This window comes from Arthrobacter sp. Alg241-R88, assembly GCF_900537115.1.
Lineage (GTDB): Bacteria > Actinomycetota > Actinomycetes > Actinomycetales > Micrococcaceae > Arthrobacter.
In genome coordinates, this window is the sequence record NZ_UNRG01000008.1 from 26339 (window position 1) to 47942 (window position 21604).

The window sequence follows — 21604 nt, forward strand, 5'->3', positions numbered from 1 at the left end:
CAGGGCGGGACGCCCTAATCCTTCAGGCCGGCGCTGACGTCGGCGTTGAGCACGTACTTCTGGAAGACGAAAAACACCAGGACCAGCGGCAGGATGGAGATCACGGAGGCCCCCAGGAGTACCGGCCAGTCGATGTTTTCCGCCCCCACAATGCTCCGCAGCGCCACCTGCAGGGTGTACCACTTGGGATCGTTCAGCACGATCAGAGGCCAGATGTAGTCATTCCAGCGCCACTGGAACGAGAAGATGGCCAGCGTAAACAGGATGGGCCGGGACAGCGGCAGCATGATGCGGAAGAAGATAGCCAGCTCGCTTGCGCCGTCGATGCGGGCCGAGTGCAGCAGGTCATCGGGAACCGTGAGGAAGAACTGCCGGAACATAAACACACCCGTGGCGGTGAGCACGGAAGGCACGATGATGCCCGCCAGCGAGTTGTACAGCCCCAGGTCACGGATCACCGAGAACGTGGGGTTCAGGATCACCTCGGTGGGCAGCATGGTGGTGGCCAGGATGCAGACGAAGAACAGCCTGGTGCCCTTGTTGTTGTACTTTGCCAGCGCGTAGCCGGTGCAGGCGCTGAAGAACACGGTGAGCACGGTGGTGACGATCGCCACCGTGGCGGTGTTCAGGAAGTACTGCGCAAAGTCCACGCGCTCCCAGGCGTCCACGAACCCCTGGAAGGTCCACTCCCGCGGGATCATGGACAGCGGGTAGCTGAAGAGTTCACTGCCCGGCTTGAACGAGCTGAGCAGGAACCACAGGAGCGGCAGCGCATAGATCGCCGCGATGAGCCACATCAGCAGGGTCAAGGGAACGGACAGCTTGGCCCGGCCCTCCCGGTTGCCGCGCTGGCCCCTGGCGGCCTCGACTTTCTCGGCGCCCAGCGCTGGTTCCTCCGCAATGACGGGAGGCAGGTTTGCAGCAGTTGCCATGGTCAGGCCTTCTTCCGGTTGAACCGCAGCTGGATGAGTGCGATCGCCAGCAGGACCACCATCAGCACCATGGAGGCAGCGCTCGCGTAGCCCACCTTGGACTGCTCAAAGCCGGTCTTGTAGATGTACTGGACGATCAGCGTGTTTTCCGTGCCCGGGCCGCCGTTGGTCAGCGCCTGGATCATGGCGAATTCCTTCATGGCGTGGATGGTGGAGAGCAGGATGACCATGAACGACGTCGGCGCGATGCCGGGCAGGGTGACGTTCAGGAATCGCTGCCACGCGTTGGCCCCGTCCAGCTCGGCTGCCTCCAGCAGGGCCTCGGGGATGTTCTTCAGTGCCGCGATAAACAGCAGCATGTTGAACGCCGTCCCGCCCCACGCCGAGGCGAAGATGACCACCGCCAGGGCCAGGTTGCCGTTGCTGGACCACGGCACCGGACTGCCGCCCAGGGTGGCGATTACGAAGTTGACGAACCCGAAGTCCTGCCCGAACATCCACTTCCAGATAACACCCACCACGATCGGTGAGATCAACCAGGGCAGGAAGATCACGATCTTGGCGGCGGTGCGCCCCCGGACTGCCTTGCTGACCAGCAGCGCCGCCACTCCGAGGGAGCACACGTACACCAGCGGCACGGACAGGACGGTGTACACAAAGGTCCTGCCCAGCGCCGCATAGAACGTGGCGTCGGCGAAGAGCTTCTGGAAGTTTGCCAGGCCGATGAAGTTCAGCCTGCCCACGCCGCGGTAGTCGGTGAAGGAATACAGCAGCCCCAGCGCCCCGGGCCACACAAAGAACACCAGGAAGAGCACCACGTTGACGCCGATCAGGACCAGCGGTGCAATGACATACCGGTTCCGGCGTTTCTGCTGGGATTTGCTCCGGACGGCGCCCGCCCCGGGCGTTCCCGACGCCACCGTGGTGCTCATGGTTGGATTGGCCACTGATCAGGCGCCGTTGTAAAGCTTCACGATGTTGTCCACCGTGGTTTTCGCGTCCTGGCTGCCGGAGAGCATCTTGACGGTCTCCTCGCGCAGGGGGTCGCCGGAGAACGGGGTCTCCGCGTAAGCCTCGGACACAACGCGCTTGATGGCGTTGTCACCCTTGGCCTCATTGCCGGCAATCTGCTTCTGGTACAGCTCGAAGGAGGCCTGCTGGAAGGGGTACTCAACCTTGAGGTCCTTCACCGGCAGGTAACCGCCCAGCTTCGCGAACTCGGTGTAGTTGGCGTCGTCGTAGAACCAGTCGATGAACTTCTTGGCCTCCTCGTCCTGCCCGGTGTCCTTGAAGGCAACCATAAAGCCGCCGCCGAGATTGGTGGCGTTGACTTCCTTCTTGGGCAGCGGCACGGACAGCCACTCGAAGTCCTTGATGTTTTTGTTGAAGTCGGCAACCTGCCAGCTTCCGGAGTAGTACGCGGCCACCTGGCCGCTCTTGAACATCGCATTGCCGTCCTCGCCGCTGAGCCAGACGGATTTGGGCATGGTCTGGTCGTCGTTGATCCTGGCGAAGTACTCGAGGGTCTCCACGGCTTTGTCGTCGGCAGCGTACTTGTCGCCTTCCTTGGCGAAGGCCGTGCTGCCGAACTCGTACATCATGGCGCGGAGGCGGTGGCCGGAGCGGTCCATAACCACGCCGTACTTGGCGCCTGCCTTCTCGCGCACCTCATTGACGGCTGCAACAAATTCGTCCCAGGTCCACGTTTGTTCGATGGCGGTGGGGAAGCTGACGCCGGCCTTCTCGAACAGGCTCTTGTTGATGAACAGGCCCACGGCGGTGAGGTCTGAAGGAATCGCGGGAATGATTCCGTCCGGGGATTCCTGCAGGAAGTTCCCGTCGATGCCGCGGGACTTGGCGATGTCCGAAAGGTCCTGGAGCTGGTTGACCCACAGCGGATCGATGCTGGTGACGCGGGCCAGGGCAGGAAGGTCATTGGCGGTGGCGGCGTTCTTCAGCTTGGTGGTAATGTCCGCGGTCGGAACGTCAACAACCTCGATGGTGATGCCTGTTGCTTCCTGGTACTTCTTGGCAGCGGCCGCGAACGCGCCGCCCTGGTTGGTGTCACCGGAGAGGACCAGCTGGAGGGTTTTGGAACCGCCTTCGGACGTACCTCCGCCGCTGCCGCAGGCGGTGAGTCCTGCGGCCAGAGCCGAGAGTCCGAATGCCGTCAGCCCGAACTGCCGGCGGCTGATGCTGGAGATTGCTGTCTTCTCTGACAATGCTCTGTCCTGTCTCTCTTTGCTCCCGGCCCTGGTCGGACCTTTGCTGAAAGTGGGCCTTCCGCCGGCAGCACGCCGTTGGGGGAAAAGCCTTTCCGCCCCCAACTGTGACCTATGTCATGACAATATGTCAAGAGTACTTTTCGCCCCTACAATTCCTTCGGCGCATGCCCGTGCAAACTGGCAGCATCTACCGTAGGAGCACCTGCCACCGTACCTTGGTGGGATGGGACTGAACATCCAGATTGTCATCGACTGCAGGGATCCGCACTACCTGGCCGACTGGTGGGCCGAGTCGCTCGAATGGGCGGTGGAACCGCAGGACGAAGGCTTCATCCGCTCCATGATCGAGCAGGGGTTCGCCACCGAGGACCAGACAACAGTGCACAACGGCAAGCTGGTGTGGCGGGAAGGCTGCGCGATCCGCCCACCGGAGGAACTGGAGGCAAAAGCACCGGCCAGGCGGCTCCTGTTCCAGACGGCCCCTGAAGGCAAGACGGTCAAGAACCGCGTTCACTGGGACCTTGATCTGGCAGGGCGGGACAAGGACGAGGTGCGCCGGGAACTCGAGGCCCGGGGCGCCACTTTCCTTTGGAGCGCCAGCCAAGGGACACATTCGTGGCACACCATGGCGGACCCTGAGGGCAACGAGTTCTGCATCAGCTGACCCCGATTACTAGACTTGGACGGTGAGCAACCAAATCCCCGCCTCGGTGTCCGACGTCTTCGATCCCACCCGCTGGCGTGTTGTGTCCGGCTTCGACGACTTCCAGGACATGACCTACCACCGGCAGGTGGAGCGGGATTCCGGCGGCGGATGGGTGCGCGACCTGCCCACGGTGCGGATCGCCTTCAACCGCCCCGAGGTCCGGAATGCCTTCCGCCCCGGCACGGTCGATGAACTGTATCGGGCGATGGACCACGCGCGGATGTCCCCGGATGTCGCCACGGTGCTGCTGACCGGAAACGGCCCCTCCCCGAAGGACGGCGGCCACTCCTTCTGCTCCGGCGGTGACCAGCGCATCAGGGGCCGGGACGGCTACCGCTATGCCGACGGCGAGACGCAGGAAACCATCGACCCGGCCCGGGCCGGGCGGCTCCATATCCTGGAAGTCCAGCGGCTGATGCGCACCATGCCCAAGGTGGTCATCGCCGTCGTCAACGGCTGGGCGGCCGGTGGCGGGCACTCCCTGCACGTAGTCTCAGACCTCACCATCGCCTCCCGCCAATTCGGCAGGTTCAAGCAGACCGACGCCACAGTGGGAAGCTTCGACGCCGGGTACGGCTCGGCCCTGCTGGCGCGCCAGATCGGGCAAAAGGCTGCCCGGGAGATCTTTTTCCTGGCCCGCGAATATTCCGCTGAGGACATGGTTCGGATGGGCGCCGTCAACGAGGCCGTGGACCATGAACGCCTGGAAGAGGTTGCCCTGGAGTATGCCGCCGATATCGCCCGGCAGTCGCCCCAGGCGATCCGGATGCTCAAGTTTGCCTTCAACCTCGCGGACGACGGCCTGGCGGGTCAGCAGGTGTTCGCCGGCGAAGCCACCCGGCTGGCGTACATGACGGACGAAGCGGTGGAGGGCAAGGAAGCGTTCCTGGAAAAACGCGACCCGGACTGGTCCAGCTTCCCGCACTACTTCTAAGGCAGGACGCTCGATGAACACCGAACCCCAAGGTAACGGAACCCTGAACACCGGATCCCTCGGAGCAGGCACGCCCGGAAGCGGCGTGCTGGACATCGACCCGGCGCTGAAGGCGCTGGCAGCCGCCCTCCACGGCGAGGGCCCCGCCGTCGAACTTTCCGTGGGTGAAGACGGTGCCCTGGTAGTGGGCCACCTGGAAACGCCCGGCTGCGACGACGCCGTTGCCGTGGTGCGCACCTCCGGTTCCACCGGCGCCCCCAAGGCCACGGTCCTGACGGTGGAATCCCTGGCCGCTTCATCGATGGCTACGGCCCTGGCCCTCAAGGGCGAGGGCCAGTGGCTGCTGGCACTGCCCGTCCAGTACGTGGCCGGAATCCAGGTCCTGGTACGTTCGCTGTTCGCGGGCACGCGCCCCTGGGTGATGGACATGTCCGGCGGGTTTACACCCGAAGCCTTTACGGCCGCAGCGCAGGAACTGACCGACAAAATCCGCTTCACCTCGCTGGTCCCCACCCAGCTGCAACGGTTGCTTGACGCGCCGTCCCCGGAGACCCTCGCGGTCCTGCGGCGCTTCAACGCCGTGCTGCTGGGCGGCGCGCCCGCCCCCGCCTCGCTGCTGGCGGCCGCGAGGGATGCCGGCGTCCGGGTCATCACCACCTACGGTTCGGCCGAGTCCTGCGGCGGCTGCGTCTATGACGGCTTCCCGCTGGAAGGGGTGTCCGTGCGCATTGAAAAGGACGGCCGCATCCTGCTGGGCGGCGACACGATCGCCGCGGGCTACCTGGAAGCACCGGATGAAGGCGGGAGCACCTTCTTCGAGGAGGACGGCGTGCGCTGGTACCGCACCAGCGACCTCGGCAGCATTGACGACAACGGCCGGCTCACCGTTCTGGGCCGCGCCGACGACGTGATCATCACCGGCGGGATCAAGGTTTCGGCCGCGCACGTGCAGGAGGAACTGGAAAAGTCCGACGCCGTCGCCGCCGCTTTTGTGGCCGGTGTCCCGTCCGCGGAATGGGGCCAGGCCGTGGCAGCTTACGTGGCCTTGGCCACCCCGCCTGGAGGGACCGCAGCGCCTGCTGAGCCAGCCGGCACCGGAGGGACCGGGGACCACGCCGTCGTCCTTGAAAAGGAGTGGCACCGGACGCTGGGCATCCTTGCGCCGAAAACAGTCCTTGCGGCGTCCTCCCTGCTGATGCTGCCCAACGGCAAGCCGGACCGCCTGGCCATGGCCGCCGAACTCAACGCCCTGCATCAGGGAAAGTAAAGTAGACCTGCACCACCCCGGCGGGCCCCCATCCTGCCGCCTTCCCGAAACAACGCGAGGTACTGACCGTGGCCACAGCCGCACAATGGATCCAAGGCGCCCGACTCCGAACACTGCCGGCCGCGATTGCGCCGGTGCTGATCGGCTCCGCCGCCGCCTATGAAATGGATTCGTTCCTGCTCTTCAACGCCATCCTCGCGGCGCTGGTGGCCCTCCTGCTCCAGGTGGGCGTGAACTTCGCGAACGACTATTCGGACGGTATCCGCGGCACGGACGACGACCGCGTGGGCCCGCTCCGCCTGGTGGGCTCTGGCGCTGCCAGCCCCGAGCACGTGAAGCGTGCCGCCTTTGGTGCGTTTGCCGCCGCCATGGTTTTCGGGCTGATCCTGGTGGTAATCACGCAAAGCTGGTGGCTGATCCTGGTGGGGCTCGGCTGCGTGATGGCGGCCTGGGGCTACACCGGAGGCAAGAACCCGTACGGCTACATGGGCCTCGGCGACGTTTTTGTGTTTGTGTTCTTCGGGCTGGTGGCCACCCTGGGCACTACCTACACGCAGGCCGGGCAGATCAACCTGCCGGCCATTATCGGCGCGATCGGCACGGGGTTGATTGCCACCGCGCTCCTGATGGCCAACAACGTCCGTGATATCCCCACCGACATGCAGGCCGGCAAGAAGACCCTCGCGGTGCGGCTCGGCGACAAGCACGCCCGGGAGAGCTACGTGCTGATGCTCGCCGTAGCCATCATGCTGGTGGTGATCCTGGCCCCCGGGCGGCCGTGGATGCTGATCGTCCTGCTGCTGATTCCGGCCTGCCTCATGCCGGCGTGGCTGATGATCAACGGCCGCAAGCGCAAGAGCCTGATCCCGGTCCTGAAGCAGACCGGCCTGATCAACCTCGGCTACAGCCTGCTGTTTTCACTGGGTTTGGTGCTGAGCCACGGCTTCTAGGACTGCCGGGCTGCGCGGCCTTTTTGCCGCAGGGGGCTTGCGCTACGAACTGCTGCGCTTGGGGTCCTTGGCGTCATTGCTGATGGCGATGTCCGGGTTGGCGTCCAGGAGGGTGTCCTCCGCGTGGGCGTCCTGGACTTCATTGGCTGAACGGATCGGCTTGGCCTTGCCCGAGAAACGCTGGTGGATCGCCGCGGCCGCCTCGTCCCGCTGCTTCTGGAAGAAGAGGTAGCTCACGGCGAAAGCGATCAGGGCTGCACAGATCACGGACATCAGCACGCCCAGCTGAAGCAGCATAAAAACCACAAACAGGGGCGCGAACAGAGCCAGGCGGATCAGGGAATATTTCAAAAAGGCCACTATTCAAGTTTAGCCGCCTCCCGCCCAAGGCCCCTGCGCCTCCTGACGATAGACTTAATGGCATGCTCCTCCGTGTGGCTTTGGCCGTCGCAGTCCTCGTCATCTTCGTGTATGGCCTCGTGGACGTGATCCGCACTGACGGACGCCTCACCCGAGGGATCTCCAAGCCAGCCTGGATCGTGGTCATGATCGTCCTGCCAGTGGTCGGTGCCATTCTCTGGCTCCTGATCGGCCGGCCACGTGGCAGCTCTCCCCAGCAGCAGAGCCAGCGCCATCCCACCGCGCCTGACGATGATCCGGACTTCCTCCGCAACCTCGAAGCCCGCCGCCGCAACCAGGCAGAAGCAGAGCGCCTCAAGAAGCTCAAGGACGACATGGATGCCAAGGCGAAGGACGACGGCAAGGGCAGCGGCAAGGACAAGCACGAGACCGACGAACACGATAACGACGGCCTGAAGTAGGGCGCTTCGCTGACGAGCAGTCGGCGGGCTCCCCCGTTGTTAGGCGGGTTGTTAGGCTGGCTGGCGTTGGCGGGCCGACGATTCCGCCAGCACTCCCTCGCAACTGCGAACGACAACCCGGCAGGCATCAAGGGCTGAACGGTCCGTCAGCGGGTTCTCGGCAACGGCGCGCCATCGAACCAGATGGCGGCGGGCCTCATCAGCGAGCTCGCCTGGCGTTGTGTCTGCAGTCAGCCCCAGCCGCGCGTATGACGCTGCGCCCCAGCCGCCGACCAGGCCCTCGGCCTCCGCAGCCAGTTCGGGGCTGAGCGGCACGCCCGTGGTCCGAAGCGTAGCGAGCAGCCTCAGTTCCCTGAACTCATGCGCGTTTGCCTGAAGCCGCTCCAGGTCTGCGGCCAGGTGCCCGGTCCCCGGGCGGGGGGAAGTGCGCAGCAGGGTTTCCACTCCCACCAGGGCCGTCCGTGCCTTCAATGCCTCGGCACGCGCCTGGAACTGGCGGTCCAACAGGTCCAGCAACGGATCCAGGCCGCTGCGCCTCGCGAGCTCGTGCGCCAGCGGGGTAGGTTCGTTGAATCCGTTCGGGATCAGGACTACAGCCAGCCGGATGCCGAACAGCCCGTATCTCCCCAGCAGGGAGGCCCTGGACTCCGCGCTCAGCCCTTCCGGCATGGTGGACCGAAGGAACCTGTCAGCCGAGAGCAACATCTTTTCGCGGTCGGCACGGTCCAGCCCCGCCAGCAGTTGAAGTGCTGCGAAGTCCTGCTGCCGCATTGTCCGGGCGCTCTGGGCGAGGAGGCCTGCCACCGGCACCACTCCCAGTGCGAGCTTCCGCAGGTTATGGTCATGACGGTACCTGTCCGCAATCTCTCCTGCGGAAAGCAGCGAATCGATGCGGCCGCCACCCACTTCATCGGCCCGCGCGAGGACCGCGATTGCGTTGACCGTGCCTGAGCGTCCCGCTTCCGTGTCCCGGAAGGATTCGAGGAACCGCAGGTCCGCGGCGTGCATGTGGCGCATCAGGTAAATGATCGCGTCCGCTTCCGACTGCGTATCCGCAGGGGCCAGGAAGGCGGTGGAGCGGGCAGACACATCTTCGGACAGCGAAGCGATGCCGGGGGTGTCGATCAGGGTCATGTTCCGCAGCGCCGGCGACGGCCATTCCACGTCCAGCCGGTCCACATCACTGGCCCGCACCTCCCCCAGCACGAACACAAGCCGGCCGTCCACGCGTTTTAGCGGCAAGGTCCGGGGCTTGCCTTCCAGGGGATACAAGGTGATCCGGGGAGTGTGCCCATGCCGATACCAGGTGATGATCCGGGTACACTCGCCCGTGTCTGTGGGCGCTATCTCCTCGCCGATAATCGCGTTGAGCAGGGTGGACTTGCCGGCTTTCACCATGCCCGCAATCGCAATGCGCAGCGGCTCCGCGAGCCTCCGGGCTAATCCTTCCAGAACGGCGGCGCTTGCGGGATCGTCGCCGTAGACTTTCAACGCCTCCTGAACCAGGTCCACGGCTCCGGCAATTGTTGAGCGATTCATTGTGCGCCCTCAGGGGTCCTGTTGGCGGCGTCCGATACTTCTGCAGCAACTGCCTCCGCGGCGTGGTGGAGGGCATCCACCTTCTTGAGCTCAGCCTTGATGTCCCTGATGCGGGCGTCCTTTTCCAGTGCGTAGGTGTTGGCGGCCGTCTGTGCCGCCGCCACAGAATCGGCGAGGGAGCGGTGATGCTCGTCCGCTATCTCGGTGAAGTGGTCGCGGATGGTGCGCTGCACCAGACGCAGCCGGTCCTTCAGTTGCTTGCCGACCTGGAAGGTAACGTCGTCGAGCTGCCGCCTGACCAGGGCCTTGGCTTCAACCTGACGGCGCTTGAGCCGCGCTTCCTTATCTTCGCGGTAAGCCTTGCGTCCCAGCAGTAGGCCGGCGCCCAAAGAGAGAGGGTTGATGAGTGCCATACCGAAGATCCCGGTCAGGAGCCCGAACATGAGCACGCCGCCGTAGGACCCTCGCATGCCGATCAGCACTTTTTGCACCGGGTTCACGTGTCCTGAATCCATCCCCGGCATCGCATCCACGGGAATTAGCAGGTCTGCCGAATTGGAAGCGTGCATCACCGGCAACCGCGCTTCCTCTGCCGCGAAGTGCTCAGCCACCTGCGCAGCGAGCCATTCCGCCCGCTCGCTGGTCAAGACGAAGGTGTCAGAAATGGCGGCGGCAACACATTCCTCCAGCCACTGTGAAAATTCCGCCCAGACGGGTCCCGGGTCCTCCTGCTCAATGGCGGTTTCGGCTTCCCGTTGGACCTGGCGAAGGCGGTTTCGGAGATCGTACTCCATGTCGGCGATAAGGTCGCTGACGCCGTCGTTGAGCGTGATTTGCCAGCGTGCAGAGCGTTTCCGCAGGTCATCCGCCTCTGCCTTTGCCAGCTCCAGCTCCGCTATCATCTGGGGCGTGCCTTCAGGGTTTTCCAGTGCTGCAAGCTCAGATTGCAGGGAAAGGCGCAGGTTTTCGGTGACACCCAGCAGGTCCTGGCTGACCGAGCGGCGCTGGAGGCGCTGCGCCTGCCCCACGATCGCGTTGAGAAGGTAGGCAATCAATTCAGGAAAGCCCGATTCAACGTTCAGTTCACTGTCCTGCAGGCGTGCTGCTTCGAGGCGGAGGTCGGAGGACACGGGAAACAGCGGAATATCGGGGGCGACCGTGCCGAGGTGGCATCGATCCGTCTCTTCCACCCGCCGCCAGTCCGGGTAAAGGTCGGTTTTGGTCAGGACCCCCACAACGTTGGGGGTGATCCGCATGGCCTGGCGGAGGAAGCGCAGCTCCGGTTCGGTGTACTCCTGCGAGGCGTCCGAGACCAGGAGCATCGCATCAGCCGTGGGCAATGCCGTGAGGGTGGCCAGGGTGTGGGCGGACCCCATTCCCCCCACGCCGGGTGAATCGATGACACTAAGTCCGCCGGCCAGGATCTTACGGGGCAGGCATACTTCGGCAGCCAGGAGTTTCCTGCTGTTCCCGGGGTTCCCCTTTTCGGAAACATAGGCCGGGAGCTCGGTGATGGGGATTGGCTGGCGTTCAGCGATGCCGTCGTCGCCAGGGCCCGCGTCTGCCTTGGGGGTCAGGACCGCGGCCGACGCCGGATCCCCGTAGCGCACAACCGTGGGCACGGAGGTAGCAATGTCGTCGTCAACAGGGCAGGCCGGTGCGCCGACCAGGGCGTTGATGAGCTTGCTCTTGCCCTGCTTAAACTCACCCACCACGATGACCCGGATGCTGGGATCCTTAAGCCTCCCCAAGGTCAGGTCCAGGCGTTTTCGCAGATCCTCCCGGTCTCCAGTGCCGACGAGTTGAAGGCCGTGCTCCACAAGTTGGATCAGCTGCCCAGCCGTCACCGGTGTTGATGGGTTTGCCGGTCCAGTTTCTGCCACAGCCTGTCCTTTGCGTTATGCCTCAGATCGGTTATAGCACCTTGACGGGTTCCTAGGAATCAAACTCCAAGTGGTCCTCCGCCTCCTCAGCGTCAGCGGCATCGTCGACATCGCCCAGGACCGGGTCTTCCTGGGTGAAGTTGGGCTCGTTATCGAAGTATGCGGCCGTGTCCTCGCTAAAGGAATCGCTGATGGAAATGGATGGGTTGGTGGTGGGGCCCGCATTCTCCGCGTGGGCATCAGTGGCAACGTCAAAGTCGAACAGGTTGTCAATCCTGGTATCGGCGAAGCCCATGTCGCTTCCAACACCGGGGGCAGGGCCGCCGAAGGCAAGCGAGTCACTGTCGAACCATTGCTCAACATCGCCGTCCGCCCAGATGTTTTGGCTCACGGACTGGTCCAGGACGGCGCTGCGGTCATCTCCCGCCGAGGGGTAGGCGTAATTTGCTACTACGTGCTGAAGCTGCTCGACCGCGTGTCCGTGGTCGTCGTGCCCGCCGGCACCGGGAGGCGGGGTCCAGCCACTGCCGGCATGGCCGGTACTGGCATCGTTGCCGCCGGGGTTGTAGTGCTGGTCGAAGCGGGATGCATTGACGCTGATGGGAGCGTAATCGAGGACGACTGGCATTGCCGCATCAACATCCGCGGAGCGGACACCCCCCAGACCGTGGTTTTCCAGAACGCCTTCGGGATCATCCAGGAAGTCCTGCGCCGCCTGGCGGTCGCCGAAGAGGTTCATTAGGAACTGGACGACATCCTTTGCGACTGTCATGTGCTGGTCCTCAAATCTTTAGTGTTGTCCGATTCTCCGGCCTGGATGTCGAGCCTGGATGTCGAGCCTGGATCAAACGTACTGTTGCTGCCGGGGACGGGGCATCGGGGCGGTTCCCCTAACCGGTGGCCGCCTTGGTGGGGAACCGGCGCCGGCCCTCTTTGGGGCGTTAGGGGCTAGTCATGGGCTTGACTTTCCGGGCCCAAGGCAACCCGCAGCTTAGCCAGCAGATCCGAGCGGTTTTCAGCACCCAGCCGGCGCCGCATCCGTGCGATGTGGTGCTCCGCGGTCCGGGGGGAGATGTAAATGGCTTCGCCAATTTCACGGTAGGTCTTGCCGTCAAGCACCAGCCTGGCGACTTCCTTTTCCCGCTCGCTAAGCCCTGCGCCATCCGGGTGCATCGCGTTACCCGTATCAGTGGGGGGAGCATTGCGGGATTCGGCCGGCACGGATCCACCCGTGCCGGCCGAACTGGCCTGCGGGTGAAGGTCCCGGGCGCAGGACAGCAGGCGCACCATGTCTTTGCGGTCATCCGACCGGGCTGCCGCGTGGCCTGCAAGCCTGGCTCCTTCCCAACGCATTCCCACGCCGCCCAGGCCCCGTGCCGCCGTCTCGACATCGTCAGGATGGAACCGCTCGGCCAGCACGGTTACCCAGGCTCTCCCTGCCGCCGCGAACACGGCGGCGAGGTGGCTTTGCCCAGCGGCGCGGGCCAACGCCGCGGCATGCGGTGCCAGGTCGGCGGGCCGTTCGTTCAGAAGGGCTGCCTGGACTGCCGACCAGTGGAATGGGACGGCCCACAGCGGAGGATCTCCGAGTCGCTCCAGCAAGTTCCATGCCTCATCAAGGTAAGGGATAACCCTGCGGCCCTCCCGAAGGCGGGCGGCTGCGATCATCAGCTCGCCCCACGGGAGAAGGCTGTACAGGTCTACGGCCGTGTGGAGCGTCGCTTCACGCGCCCGTTCCCACGCCTTGATAAGCCCGGGAACATCGCCGTTACGGCGGGCTATGCCCACTTCCAATGCCGAACAAAGGAACTCGTCCCGCGGCACCAGCGGCCAGTGGTTCGCCTTCGATGCCTCATTGATGGAGAGCCGGGCGTCGTCGAGCCGGTCCTGCATCATCGCTGACCATGCTTTCAGCAGGAACAGCCTTGGCTTGGCTGCATCGCCCCCCTGACCAGCGGCAGCTGCTGACCGGCAAATTGTTTCCGCCAGGTTCGGCTCCCCGCTGTGCAGGGCCATCAGGGCTGCCAGCGCAGCCGGCGTCTCGGGCAGGGGAAGTACAGTATCCGCTGCGTTGAGCATGTCCGAGGCATGGATGAGCATCTGGAGGCCCTGATGGGAGTCGCCGGCAAGCGATTGGAGGATGCCTTTGCCGGTTTGGGCAAGGGTGGTTGCGAGCAGCGTCGGCGACGCGGGTGGTGCGTCGGCGCGGAAGATGGCTTCCGCATCGGCCCGGTTGCCGGAGCCAATCAGGGCAACGGCAGCAAGGGGTCCGGATGGGCCCAGCCGGGAGGGTCCCAGCCAACGGTAGACGTCGGCCCCACGGCCCAGCATGCCTCGCTGGGCCCAGACGGCGGCAGCAACGTCGGCGGCACGGCGCACGTCCGGCGGATCCTTCTGTACCAGGAGGGTGTCCACAATGCGTGCAGCGGCGTCAAGGTCGCCGTTGGCTGCGGCGGCCTGGGCACGCCGCGCCGCAGTGGCTTTCTCGTCGCCGCCGGCCAGCAGGGCTTCATCGTAAAGCTGGTATGCCAATCCGGGATCGTGCTCAAGGGCCTTGTCGCCGGAACGCTCCAGTTCCGCTGCCACGCGCGTATCGGCAAGTCCGGCCCGGGCCAGCTCCCGGGCGAGATCTCCCAACGGCTGGCCGTTCGCTGCGTAAACCGTCACGAGCTCCCGCTGAAGGGCGTGCACCTTGGTTGTGGGGGCGACAGTGAGCAGCTCATGCTGCACAGGGCCTGCGACAGTTCCGTCAGGAGTCAGGAGACCAGAGGACTCTGCCCGTTGTATCAGGGCATCAAGGCTGCCCGTCCCGTCGCCGTCGATCCTGCGCTGCAGCTCGGCGGGCAGCGGTCCCGGCAGGGCAAAACCTACGGACAACGCCAACAGCAGTTCCCGGACGGCCCCATTCTCGCCCTCGAGTTGGCTGGCCATGAGCTCTGTACTGTGGGGTGCAGGTCCCTGGGGCTCCTGTTCCGGATGACGAAAAGCCGGCTTTTGTACGTGCGACTGATAGCTGACCATCTTAGGCTGCCGGCGTCGTGGTAGTGGCCGAGGCCGTGAAGGATTGATCGGAGTCCGGAAACCCCTCCAGCAATGGCGACGGGGACACGCCAACCGTTGGCGAGGGCGAATCCTGAACCGTCGGCGAAGGCGAACCGTCCGTTGCCGGCATCGCCGTTATTGCTTTATCTGTAGGAGTAGCGCTTGCCGTTCCGGTCGAGTTGCCGGACGCCGTTCCGGTCGAGGTGCCTGACGCCGTTCGGGTCGAGGTGCCGGTCGGCCTTCCGGTCTGGCTGCCGGATGCCGTTCCGGTCGGCGTTCCGGTCTGGCTGCCGGACGGCGTTCCGGTCGGGCTGCCCGATGAGTTTTCGGACGGCGTTTCGGACGGACTGCCGGACGAGGTCTCGGACGGAGTAGCGGACGGCGTTTCGGACGGACTGCCGGGCGGCGTCTCGCCGGTAGTCGCCGTATCCGAGGGTGTGGTCGTCGTGCCTCCGGCCCCTGGCGCAGTTTCCGTTGCCCCATTGCCCTCAGCGACGGCAGCCGGCGCTGCACCGCCGGCGGAGGTTTCCGCGGAAACACCATTGTTGATAGCCGCAACAGCGGACAACCGGCTGGTGGGCCCGGCCTCCAACCCGAGGGCCGCCGCCTGGGAGGAGCCACCCTGCTTCCCGCTGGCCTCGATGCCTGTTACTGGCAGCCGGGCATCCGCCGCAGCGGCGGCCGTGGGGCCTGTCCCACTGCCACCGGTTCCTGTGGGCGGAAGTGTCTCGAAGGAGTCCGAAGCTCCGGCAGGCGGGACGAACACGGATGTCAGGCCGCTGAAGCCTTCCGGACTTTGGGCGGCGGTGGCGCTAAGAACCGTGAATAAGGCAGCGGTAGCCGCGATAGCAGTGAGCCGCACCCTCGGTTTCGGCGCGTGCGCTCCTCCCCTCTCCCTGGAGCCTGGCCCGCGGGCCGCTGCCGTGGCGGAACCTGGCGCCGTCGTTGCGTTTCGTGACCACGGGACCACCCGAACAGGAATGTGCCCACTTTCCGGGGCAGGACTTTGTGGGCTTTCGCCGCCTGTGCCGGCTGAACCGGGATCCACCGCGGCAGAAGCCTCAGTGGGGGCTGGTTGCCCCAGCACTGCGGAAACGGCGGCGCCCAGGCAGATTGACGATTTGGGGTCGGCATCCACGGCGATGGGCCTGTCAAGCTGCTCCGAGATCAGCTGTGCAACGAGGGGAATCCGGGAAGATCCGCCAATGAGCAACACAGCGGTGAGGTCCGGGGGCCCCAGCTCCAGCTGCCCCAGCGATTGTTCCAGCGCGTCCACCGTGTCCCGAATGTGTTCCTCAATCAGTGCTTCGAATTCCGGGCGGACCAGGCGGACCTGCTGCTGGATGCCCGGCAGGAGCACGGAGATGCTCGCCTCGCTGTCGGAGGAGAGCGCTTCCTTGGCTTCCACGCACTCCCGTCGCAGCCGGGCCAGCGCGGCGAGCACTCCAGGCTCGGCGGTGTCCAGCTCTGCCAGGGCCCCACCGGTGTTTTCAGCCACGAAACGGAAAAGGGCGGCATCAAAGTCGGCGCCGCCCAGGTCTTCAAAGCCCTCCGGCCGCCCCAGCAGTTCGAAGCGGTTGCTGGCAGTCTTACGGAGGACAGCAGTATCGAAGGTCCCACCGCCGAGGTCGTACACAGCGATGGTACTGCCGGCTTCCACCCGCACCTGCGAGGCATAATGCAGGGCGGCTGCTTCCGGTTCGCTCAGCAGGGTGACTTTCCCAAGTCCGGCTGCAGCAAGGGCGTCCTTGATGAGGGACGTCCGGTGGGCGCCCCATGCGGCGGGATGGGTCAGGATGATTTCCGACGGCGGCTCAGCCTCGCGCTCGGTTGCCCGGTCTGCCACCCACCGGGCCATGGTGGCGAAGACGTCCTCGGCTGGGAGCGACCGCATGCCTACTGAGATGGGCACAGCATCGCCCACCCGGCGCTTGAACTCACGAACTACGCGCCCAGGGGAATCGAGCCCGCGGCGCTCCGCGGCCTCCCCCACCAGGACGGGGCCTTCCTCCGGGTAATACACCACAGACGGCACAGCTGATCCCCGAAGGCCCAGCGGCAGGCACTCCGGAACTGGCGCGGCTCCGTCATGAAAACGGACAACAGCGGCCGCCGTGAAACTGGTCCCCACATCAATGGCGAGAACGTAGCTCATGGGTACCTCGGTAAAACTCGTGGTCGCCAGCAAGCTTCATCACGGGCGCACGTCACCAAGGTAGCATCACGGCCGGGACCGCGAATACCCCCATTGCTACACCGATTTGTTATTTGCCCGCGGTACAGCGGGCATTAGGGAGAAACCCCTGCTCAGAGGCCCGAATACGAGTGAAGCCCGTTAAAGAACTGGTTCACGATGGTGAAGTTGAAGATAACGCAGAGGTAGCCAACGATCGACAACCAAGCTGCGCGCGTTCCTGTCCAGCCGCGGGTTGCGCGGGCGTGCAGGTAGCCCGCGTAGACAACCCAGATAACGAACGTCCACACTTCCTTGGTGTCCCAGCCCCAGAACCGGCCCCAGGCTTTCTCGGCCCAGATGGCGCCAAACATGAGAGTGAAGGTCCATCCGATGAACGCGATGGCGTTGATGCGGTAGGAAAGGTTCTCGAGGCTCAGCGCGGACGGCACCAGCCGCATAAAGCCCAGCTTGTCCGTACCGCCGGCGGCAACGGTCTTCAGCCGGCGCGCCTGGACCAGCTGCAGCGCCGACATCGCGAACGTCAGGGTGAACAGGGCCGAGGAGAGCACGGCGATGGACACGTGGATGATCAGCCAGTAGCTCTGCAGGGCGGGAACCAGGTGGCCAACGGGCGTCCAGTACGCCACGGAAGCGGCCACCAGCATAATAATGACCAGGCCCACTACGAACGTGCCGAGGAAGCGCAGGTCGCGGCGGATCAGCACCAGCAGGAACACGGCGGCGGCAACGAAGGCGCCGGTGGTGAGGAACTCGTACATGTTGCCCCAGGGCACCCGGCCCGCGCCCAGCGCGCGGGTCAGCACCCCGGCGCCATGGATCAGCGCACCCAGGACCGTCAGGGCTACGGCCACCCGGGCGGGAGCGCGCCTTTCGGCAGCGTACTTCATGTCGCCGTCGGCGGTGATGGCTCCCCCGGCCCCGTTCTCTGCTGACGGGGAGGCGGACGACGACGGCCGTTCAGCCCTGCCCGCCGGCCCGGCGAGGTGCGACTCGCTGCGGGCTCCCGCCCCGGCCCCCACCGGCATCCGGGCCGGGTCTTCCGCCTGCGCCGCCTTGAGGTCGATGGCGCGCAGGGCCTTGCTGCTCTTGGCCAGGTCCCACGCGAAAGCTATGAAGGCCACCGTGTACGTGCCTGCAGCGAGCAGCATAAAGAGCTCGCTGTACTGGCCCATGGTTTCGTTGATTCCGTACGGCATTACTGGTCCTTTTCGGGCCCGGTGGGGCCTGCTGGGGTGGTGACTGAGCCTGTAGTGGTGGCCGCGCCGAGGTCATTGTCCTGCTCGCGGCTGGGCGTTTGCTGGGGGGCTTCCGGCCCGGCTGCTTCTGCATCGAGCTGCCATTCCCCGGACAGCAGTTTCCGGACGGCTTCGGCTTCCGCGGCGAGGCGGTGGTCCTCACCGCGGGCCAGGAGCCCGTACTCCACCATGGTTCGGCCGTCAGCGTGGGTGCCCGTGCGGACCCAGACGCGGCGGCGGTTGACGTAAAGGGAGAGGATCAGGCCGGCCACCGCGAGGAGCGCGAAAATCAGCGCGTAGAGCTGGCCGGGGTTGTGGTGGATGTCCACGCCGATGTACCGCTTCACGCCGTCGAAGCTGATGGTGCCCTTGCCGTCCGGCAGCGTGTAGCTGCTGCCGGGGGCCAGGGTGATGCCTCCGGCGTCCAGGTTCCTCGCGTTCAGCGGAGTGAGGTCCTGCACATCCAGCTCGAAGACGTTTTGCGGGGCGCCGTCGTCCAGGCCCAGGTCCCCGTAGTAGGAGTTCAGGGTCAGCTGCGGGTTGAAGAGGTCGGGGTCGCCGCTGAAGGACACCCCCTCGTTCGAGATGAAGGCCGTGGGCAGGAAGAAGCCGGCGAAGCCCAGCTGGTCCGGCTTGGCATCGGGAACCTTGATGACCACTGAGGAGTAGTAGTTGTCCCCCTGAAGCTTGGCCACCACCGGCCCCTGCATGGCCACGTTTCCGTCGCCGTCGCGGATGGTCACTACGGGGGCGTACCCGTTGCCGGTGAGGTAGATGCTGGTGCCGCCCAGTGTGATGGGGTCGTTGACCTTCAGGATTTCCTTCTGCGCCGGCGCGTCCGGGTTCTCCTTGGTGGTCACGGCGGCCGAGAAGTCGATGGGCTGGCCGAACTTGCCCTCGGACTCGCGGTCGAAGGTGATGTCGAACTTGTCCAGCTGGACGGAGTAGGGCTGCAGCTGGCCGGACTCGAAGTTGGTGCCGGGCGTGAACTGGTCGTAGCCCACCAAGGTGTTCACGAAGGTGTCACCCTCCACCAGGATCCGCTGGCCGCTGTAGCCGAACAGTCCGCCGATGGCCACGGACACCAGCACTCCGATCAAGGAAGTGTGGAACACCAGGTTTCCCACTTCCTTTGTGAAGCCGCGCTCCGCGCCCAACGAGGGACGTTCGCCGCCGCTGTCCCGGACCTCCACGCGGTAGCCGCGCTTCTTCAGCACCGCCGCGGCACTGGTGATGGCGTCCGACGCCGGGATCCCGGCGTCGGCCGGAATGACCAGGGTGCCGTACTCAGGGAGGCGGGACAGGCGCTTGGGCGTCCGCGGGGGCTGGGAGCGCATCGCCTTGTAGTGGGCGATGGCCCGGGGCACCACACAGCCGATGAGGGAGATGAACAGCAGCAGGTAGATGGCCGAGAACCAGGCCGAGGAATAAACGTCGTACAACTGCAGGGTGTCCAGCAGCTTGCCGTAATCCGGGTTGTCCTTGATGTACTGGGTGACCACTGACGGGTTGGCCGGGCGCTGGGGGAACAGCGAGCCCGGGACTGCCGCGACGGCGAGGAGCAGCAGCAGGAACAGCGCTGTGCGCATGCTGGTCAGCTGGGTCCAGGCCCAGCGGAGCATGCCCATCAGCCCCAGCGCAGGCAGCGCCGCTTCCGCTTTGGCTTCAGCCACCGGATCGGACGATTTCTTGTCTACGTTCACGCGCTCGCTCATCAGATCGGCAACTTCACATCGGTTTGGAACCAGTACTGCAGTCCGGTGACCCAGGTGCCCCAGACGCCGCTGGCCATCAGCAGCCCGAGGACCACCAGGATGCCGCCGCCGATGCGCTGGATTGCCAGCCGGTGCTTGCGGAAGAAGGCCATGACACCCATCCCCCGCCGAAGCGCCAAAGCAATCAGCAGGAAGGGGATCCCCAGGCCGAGGCTGTAGACGAAGGCCAGGAATGCGCCCTTGGCGGCGGACGAGCCGCCGGACAGGCTCAGGAGCTGGACCGCGGAGTAGGTGGGCCCGATGCACGGGGCCCAGCCCAGGCCAAACGTGAGGCCCAGGAGCGGCGCCCCCCACAGCCCCGCCGGCGGCTTGGCGTGGATCTTGGCGTCCCGCTGCAACCAGCTGAACCCGCCCATAAACACCACGCCCATAACGATCACCAGGATGCCCAGGACCTGCGTGATCCAGGCATTCTGCGGCCCGGCGATCAGGCTGCCCAGCTGGCCGAACGCACCGCCGAGGAGGACGAAAATCACGGAAAAGCCCAGCACGAACAGCCCTATGCCCAGCAGCATCCGGCCGCGCTTCTGCTTCTCCAGGTCCACGCCTGACAAACCCGTGACGTATCCCAGGTAGCCGGGAACCAGCGGAAGTACGCACGGGGACAGGAAGGAGACCAGTCCGGCCAGCAGCGCCACCGGAATGGCAAGGAGGAGCGAGCCGTTGAGGATGGCTTCGGCGAAGGGGCTGTTCACGGATCCGCGCTACTCTGCCACGGCGGCAGCGATGAGGGCTTTCAGGGTGCCCTTCTGGATCTCACCGAGGACGCGGGAGGCCACGCGCCCCTGCTTGTCCAGCACGAGGGTTGTGGGAACCGCGCCGGGCGGCACCAGGCCGGAGACCGCCAGCAGGACGCCGCCGTCCTTGTCGTCGAAGCTGGGGTACGTCAGGTTGAAGGACTTGTCGAAGGCATCAGCAGTGGCCTTCTCGTCCCGCAGGTTGACGCCGTAGAACTGCACGCCCTGGGGCTTGAATTCCTGGTGCAGTTCTTCGAGGATGGGCGCCTCAACCCGGCAGGGGGCACAGGCGGCGAACCAGAAGTTCAGGACGGTGACCTTGCCCTGGAGGTCAGCCGGCGCAACCGTGGTTCCGTTGAACAGCGTGCCGTTGATCTGGAGCGCGGACTTCCGGTCCCCCGCCGCGAACTCCGTGACGGAGCCGTCGCCGGCCACATAGTTCTTGTTGTCCCCGGCCCTTGCCTGTTCCGCAAGGGCATCTTCCTGGGCACAGGCCGAAAGTCCCAGGGTGATCGCGGTCAGCGCCAGGCCGCCGGCAGCAAGGACGCTGCGGCGGGAGGCGGGCAGGCCGTGCCGGCCCTTTTGAGTAAAACTGTCAGACACTTCTAGGCTCCAGGGGTGCTGGCTGCACCGGGAAGAAGGGACGCCGCGGGTTCGCTGTACGTGACGCGCATGAGTGTGCCGTCGTCGTCGAACACCAGGGACGTGATGGAGGTCAGCGTGCACTCGCGCTTTCGCGGGTCGTGCCACAGGGGCTTGCCTTCCGCGCTCAGGCGGGTGGCCCAGATAGGAAGCTGGTGGCTGACCATGATCGCCTCGGGCCCCTCTGTTCCGAAGTCGCCGTCGGCCAGCTCGATGGCACGGAGGCGTGCCTCCTGCGCCGCTGCCATAACCCTTGCCGCCTGCTGCTTGTACGGCTCGCCCCAGGAAGGCCGGAGGGGGTTGACCAGCCGCGGCCAGTGCTTGGGCCTGCGCAGTTCCGCCTTGCTGACCTTCATGCCCTCGAAGTAGTTTTCCGCCTCGATGATCCGCTCTTCCGTGTGGATGGGCAGATGCAGGGCTTCCGACGTCGGCCGCGCAGTTTCCTGCGCCCGGTCCAGCGGCGAGGCAGCCAGGTAGGTGATGCGGGCCCCGTTTTCGGCGCGCTGCCGGAAGTGCTCAGCGAGGGTGCGTGCCATCTCCAGCCCCAGCTCGGAGAGGTGGAATTCGGGCAGCCTTCCGTACAAAACGCCGTCAGGATTATGGACCTCGCCGTGGCGGAGCAGATGGACAGTGGCTTGGGGCATGTTTACCAGTTTCTCAAAGATGGCGTTCGATCCGAAATCTTCTACACCCAGTAGAACTGAAATTTATGAAGAAAT

The 21604-nt window shown here is 65.2% G+C and carries 19 protein-coding genes; 5 read left to right on the top strand and 14 right to left on the bottom strand.

Annotated features, from left to right (window positions below):
• Positions 1–14: 14 nt before the first annotated feature.
• The 3 genes from G6R19_RS15880 to G6R19_RS15890 are packed head-to-tail and all read right to left on the bottom strand — an operon-like array spanning position 15 to position 3154.
• Positions 15–932, bottom strand: a complete 918-nt coding sequence (locus G6R19_RS15880) for a carbohydrate ABC transporter permease (RefSeq protein WP_205484484.1) — start codon at positions 930–932, stop codon at positions 15–17.
• 2 nt (positions 933–934) lie between these two features.
• A complete protein-coding gene (locus G6R19_RS15885) occupies positions 935–1864 on the bottom strand; it encodes a sugar ABC transporter permease (protein WP_163166702.1) in 930 nt (309 codons plus the stop codon).
• 18 nt (positions 1865–1882) lie between these two features.
• A complete protein-coding gene (locus tag G6R19_RS15890; RefSeq protein WP_163166704.1) occupies positions 1883–3154 on the bottom strand; it encodes an extracellular solute-binding protein in 1272 nt (423 codons plus the stop codon).
• Positions 3155–3380: 226 nt separating this feature from the next.
• On the opposite strand from G6R19_RS15890, the gene G6R19_RS15895 reads away from it, so the two are divergent.
• The 4 genes from G6R19_RS15895 (at position 3381) to G6R19_RS15910 (ending at position 7014) form a co-directional block, all read left to right on the top strand.
• Positions 3381–3821, top strand: coding sequence for a VOC family protein (locus tag G6R19_RS15895; RefSeq protein ID WP_163166706.1), 441 nt, complete (start codon positions 3381–3383; stop codon positions 3819–3821).
• A 22-nt stretch (positions 3822–3843) separates the two neighbouring features.
• On the top strand, positions 3844–4797 hold the full coding sequence (locus G6R19_RS15900) for a 1,4-dihydroxy-2-naphthoyl-CoA synthase (RefSeq protein ID WP_163166708.1): 954 nt from the start codon (positions 3844–3846) through the stop codon (positions 4795–4797).
• A gap of 88 nt (positions 4798–4885) precedes the next feature.
• Complete coding sequence (locus tag G6R19_RS15905; RefSeq protein WP_163166929.1) at positions 4886–6064, top strand: AMP-binding protein; 1179 nt, start codon at positions 4886–4888, stop codon at positions 6062–6064.
• A gap of 68 nt (positions 6065–6132) precedes the next feature.
• The gene (locus G6R19_RS15910; RefSeq protein WP_163166710.1) at positions 6133–7014 is read left to right on the top strand and encodes a 1,4-dihydroxy-2-naphthoate polyprenyltransferase; all 882 of its coding nucleotides are present in this window, start codon (positions 6133–6135) and stop codon (positions 7012–7014) included.
• A 42-nt stretch (positions 7015–7056) separates the two neighbouring features.
• Here G6R19_RS15910 and G6R19_RS15915 read toward each other — a convergent pair whose 3' ends face one another.
• On the bottom strand, positions 7057–7374 hold the full coding sequence (locus G6R19_RS15915; protein WP_205484490.1) for a DUF4229 domain-containing protein: 318 nt from the start codon (positions 7372–7374) through the stop codon (positions 7057–7059).
• 62 nt (positions 7375–7436) lie between these two features.
• Between G6R19_RS15915 and G6R19_RS15920 the strand changes: the two genes are divergently transcribed.
• Positions 7437–7835, top strand: coding sequence for a PLD nuclease N-terminal domain-containing protein (locus G6R19_RS15920; RefSeq protein ID WP_163166712.1), 399 nt, complete (start codon positions 7437–7439; stop codon positions 7833–7835).
• A gap of 51 nt (positions 7836–7886) precedes the next feature.
• On the opposite strand, the gene G6R19_RS15925 is transcribed toward G6R19_RS15920, so the two are convergent.
• The 10 genes from G6R19_RS15925 to G6R19_RS15970 form a co-directional block, all read right to left on the bottom strand.
• Entirely contained in the window at positions 7887–9374 is a 1488-nt protein-coding gene (locus tag G6R19_RS15925; protein ID WP_163166714.1) for a dynamin family protein, read from the bottom strand.
• The gene (locus G6R19_RS15930; RefSeq protein ID WP_163166716.1) at positions 9371–11257 is read right to left on the bottom strand and encodes a dynamin family protein; all 1887 of its coding nucleotides are present in this window, start codon (positions 11255–11257) and stop codon (positions 9371–9373) included. Before G6R19_RS15930 ends, G6R19_RS15925 begins: the two co-directional genes overlap by 4 nt.
• 52 nt (positions 11258–11309) lie before the next feature.
• Entirely contained in the window at positions 11310–12029 is a 720-nt protein-coding gene (locus G6R19_RS20265) for an IniB N-terminal domain-containing protein (RefSeq protein ID WP_205484492.1), read from the bottom strand.
• Positions 12030–12205: 176 nt separating this feature from the next.
• Positions 12206–14188 carry a helix-turn-helix transcriptional regulator gene (locus tag G6R19_RS15940; protein WP_240341915.1) on the bottom strand — a complete coding sequence of 661 codons (1983 nt, stop codon included), beginning with the start codon at positions 14186–14188 and terminating at the stop codon, positions 12206–12208.
• A gap of 91 nt (positions 14189–14279) precedes the next feature.
• Complete coding sequence (locus G6R19_RS15945) at positions 14280–16454, bottom strand: Hsp70 family protein (RefSeq protein WP_163166720.1); 2175 nt, start codon at positions 16452–16454, stop codon at positions 14280–14282.
• Positions 16455–16606: 152 nt separating this feature from the next.
• Positions 16607–17692: a c-type cytochrome biogenesis protein CcsB gene (ccsB, locus tag G6R19_RS15950; protein WP_163166722.1), complete on the bottom strand. Its 1086-nt coding sequence runs from the start codon at positions 17690–17692 to the stop codon at positions 16607–16609.
• Positions 17692–19446 (bottom strand): cytochrome c biogenesis protein ResB, encoded by a 1755-nt coding sequence (locus tag G6R19_RS15955; protein WP_163166724.1) that lies wholly within the window; start codon positions 19444–19446, stop codon positions 17692–17694. Before G6R19_RS15955 ends, ccsB begins: the two co-directional genes overlap by 1 nt.
• Positions 19446–20201, bottom strand: a complete 756-nt coding sequence (locus G6R19_RS15960; RefSeq protein WP_163166726.1) for a cytochrome c biogenesis protein CcdA — start codon at positions 20199–20201, stop codon at positions 19446–19448. The genes G6R19_RS15955 and G6R19_RS15960 overlap by 1 nt, the downstream gene beginning before the upstream one ends.
• A 9-nt stretch (positions 20202–20210) precedes the next feature.
• Positions 20211–20846 (bottom strand): TlpA disulfide reductase family protein, encoded by a 636-nt coding sequence (locus G6R19_RS15965; RefSeq protein WP_240341916.1) that lies wholly within the window; start codon positions 20844–20846, stop codon positions 20211–20213.
• A 2-nt stretch (positions 20847–20848) separates the two neighbouring features.
• Positions 20849–21529, bottom strand: coding sequence for a histidine phosphatase family protein (locus G6R19_RS15970; protein WP_163166728.1), 681 nt, complete (start codon positions 21527–21529; stop codon positions 20849–20851).
• Positions 21530–21604: the final 75 nt, after the last annotated feature.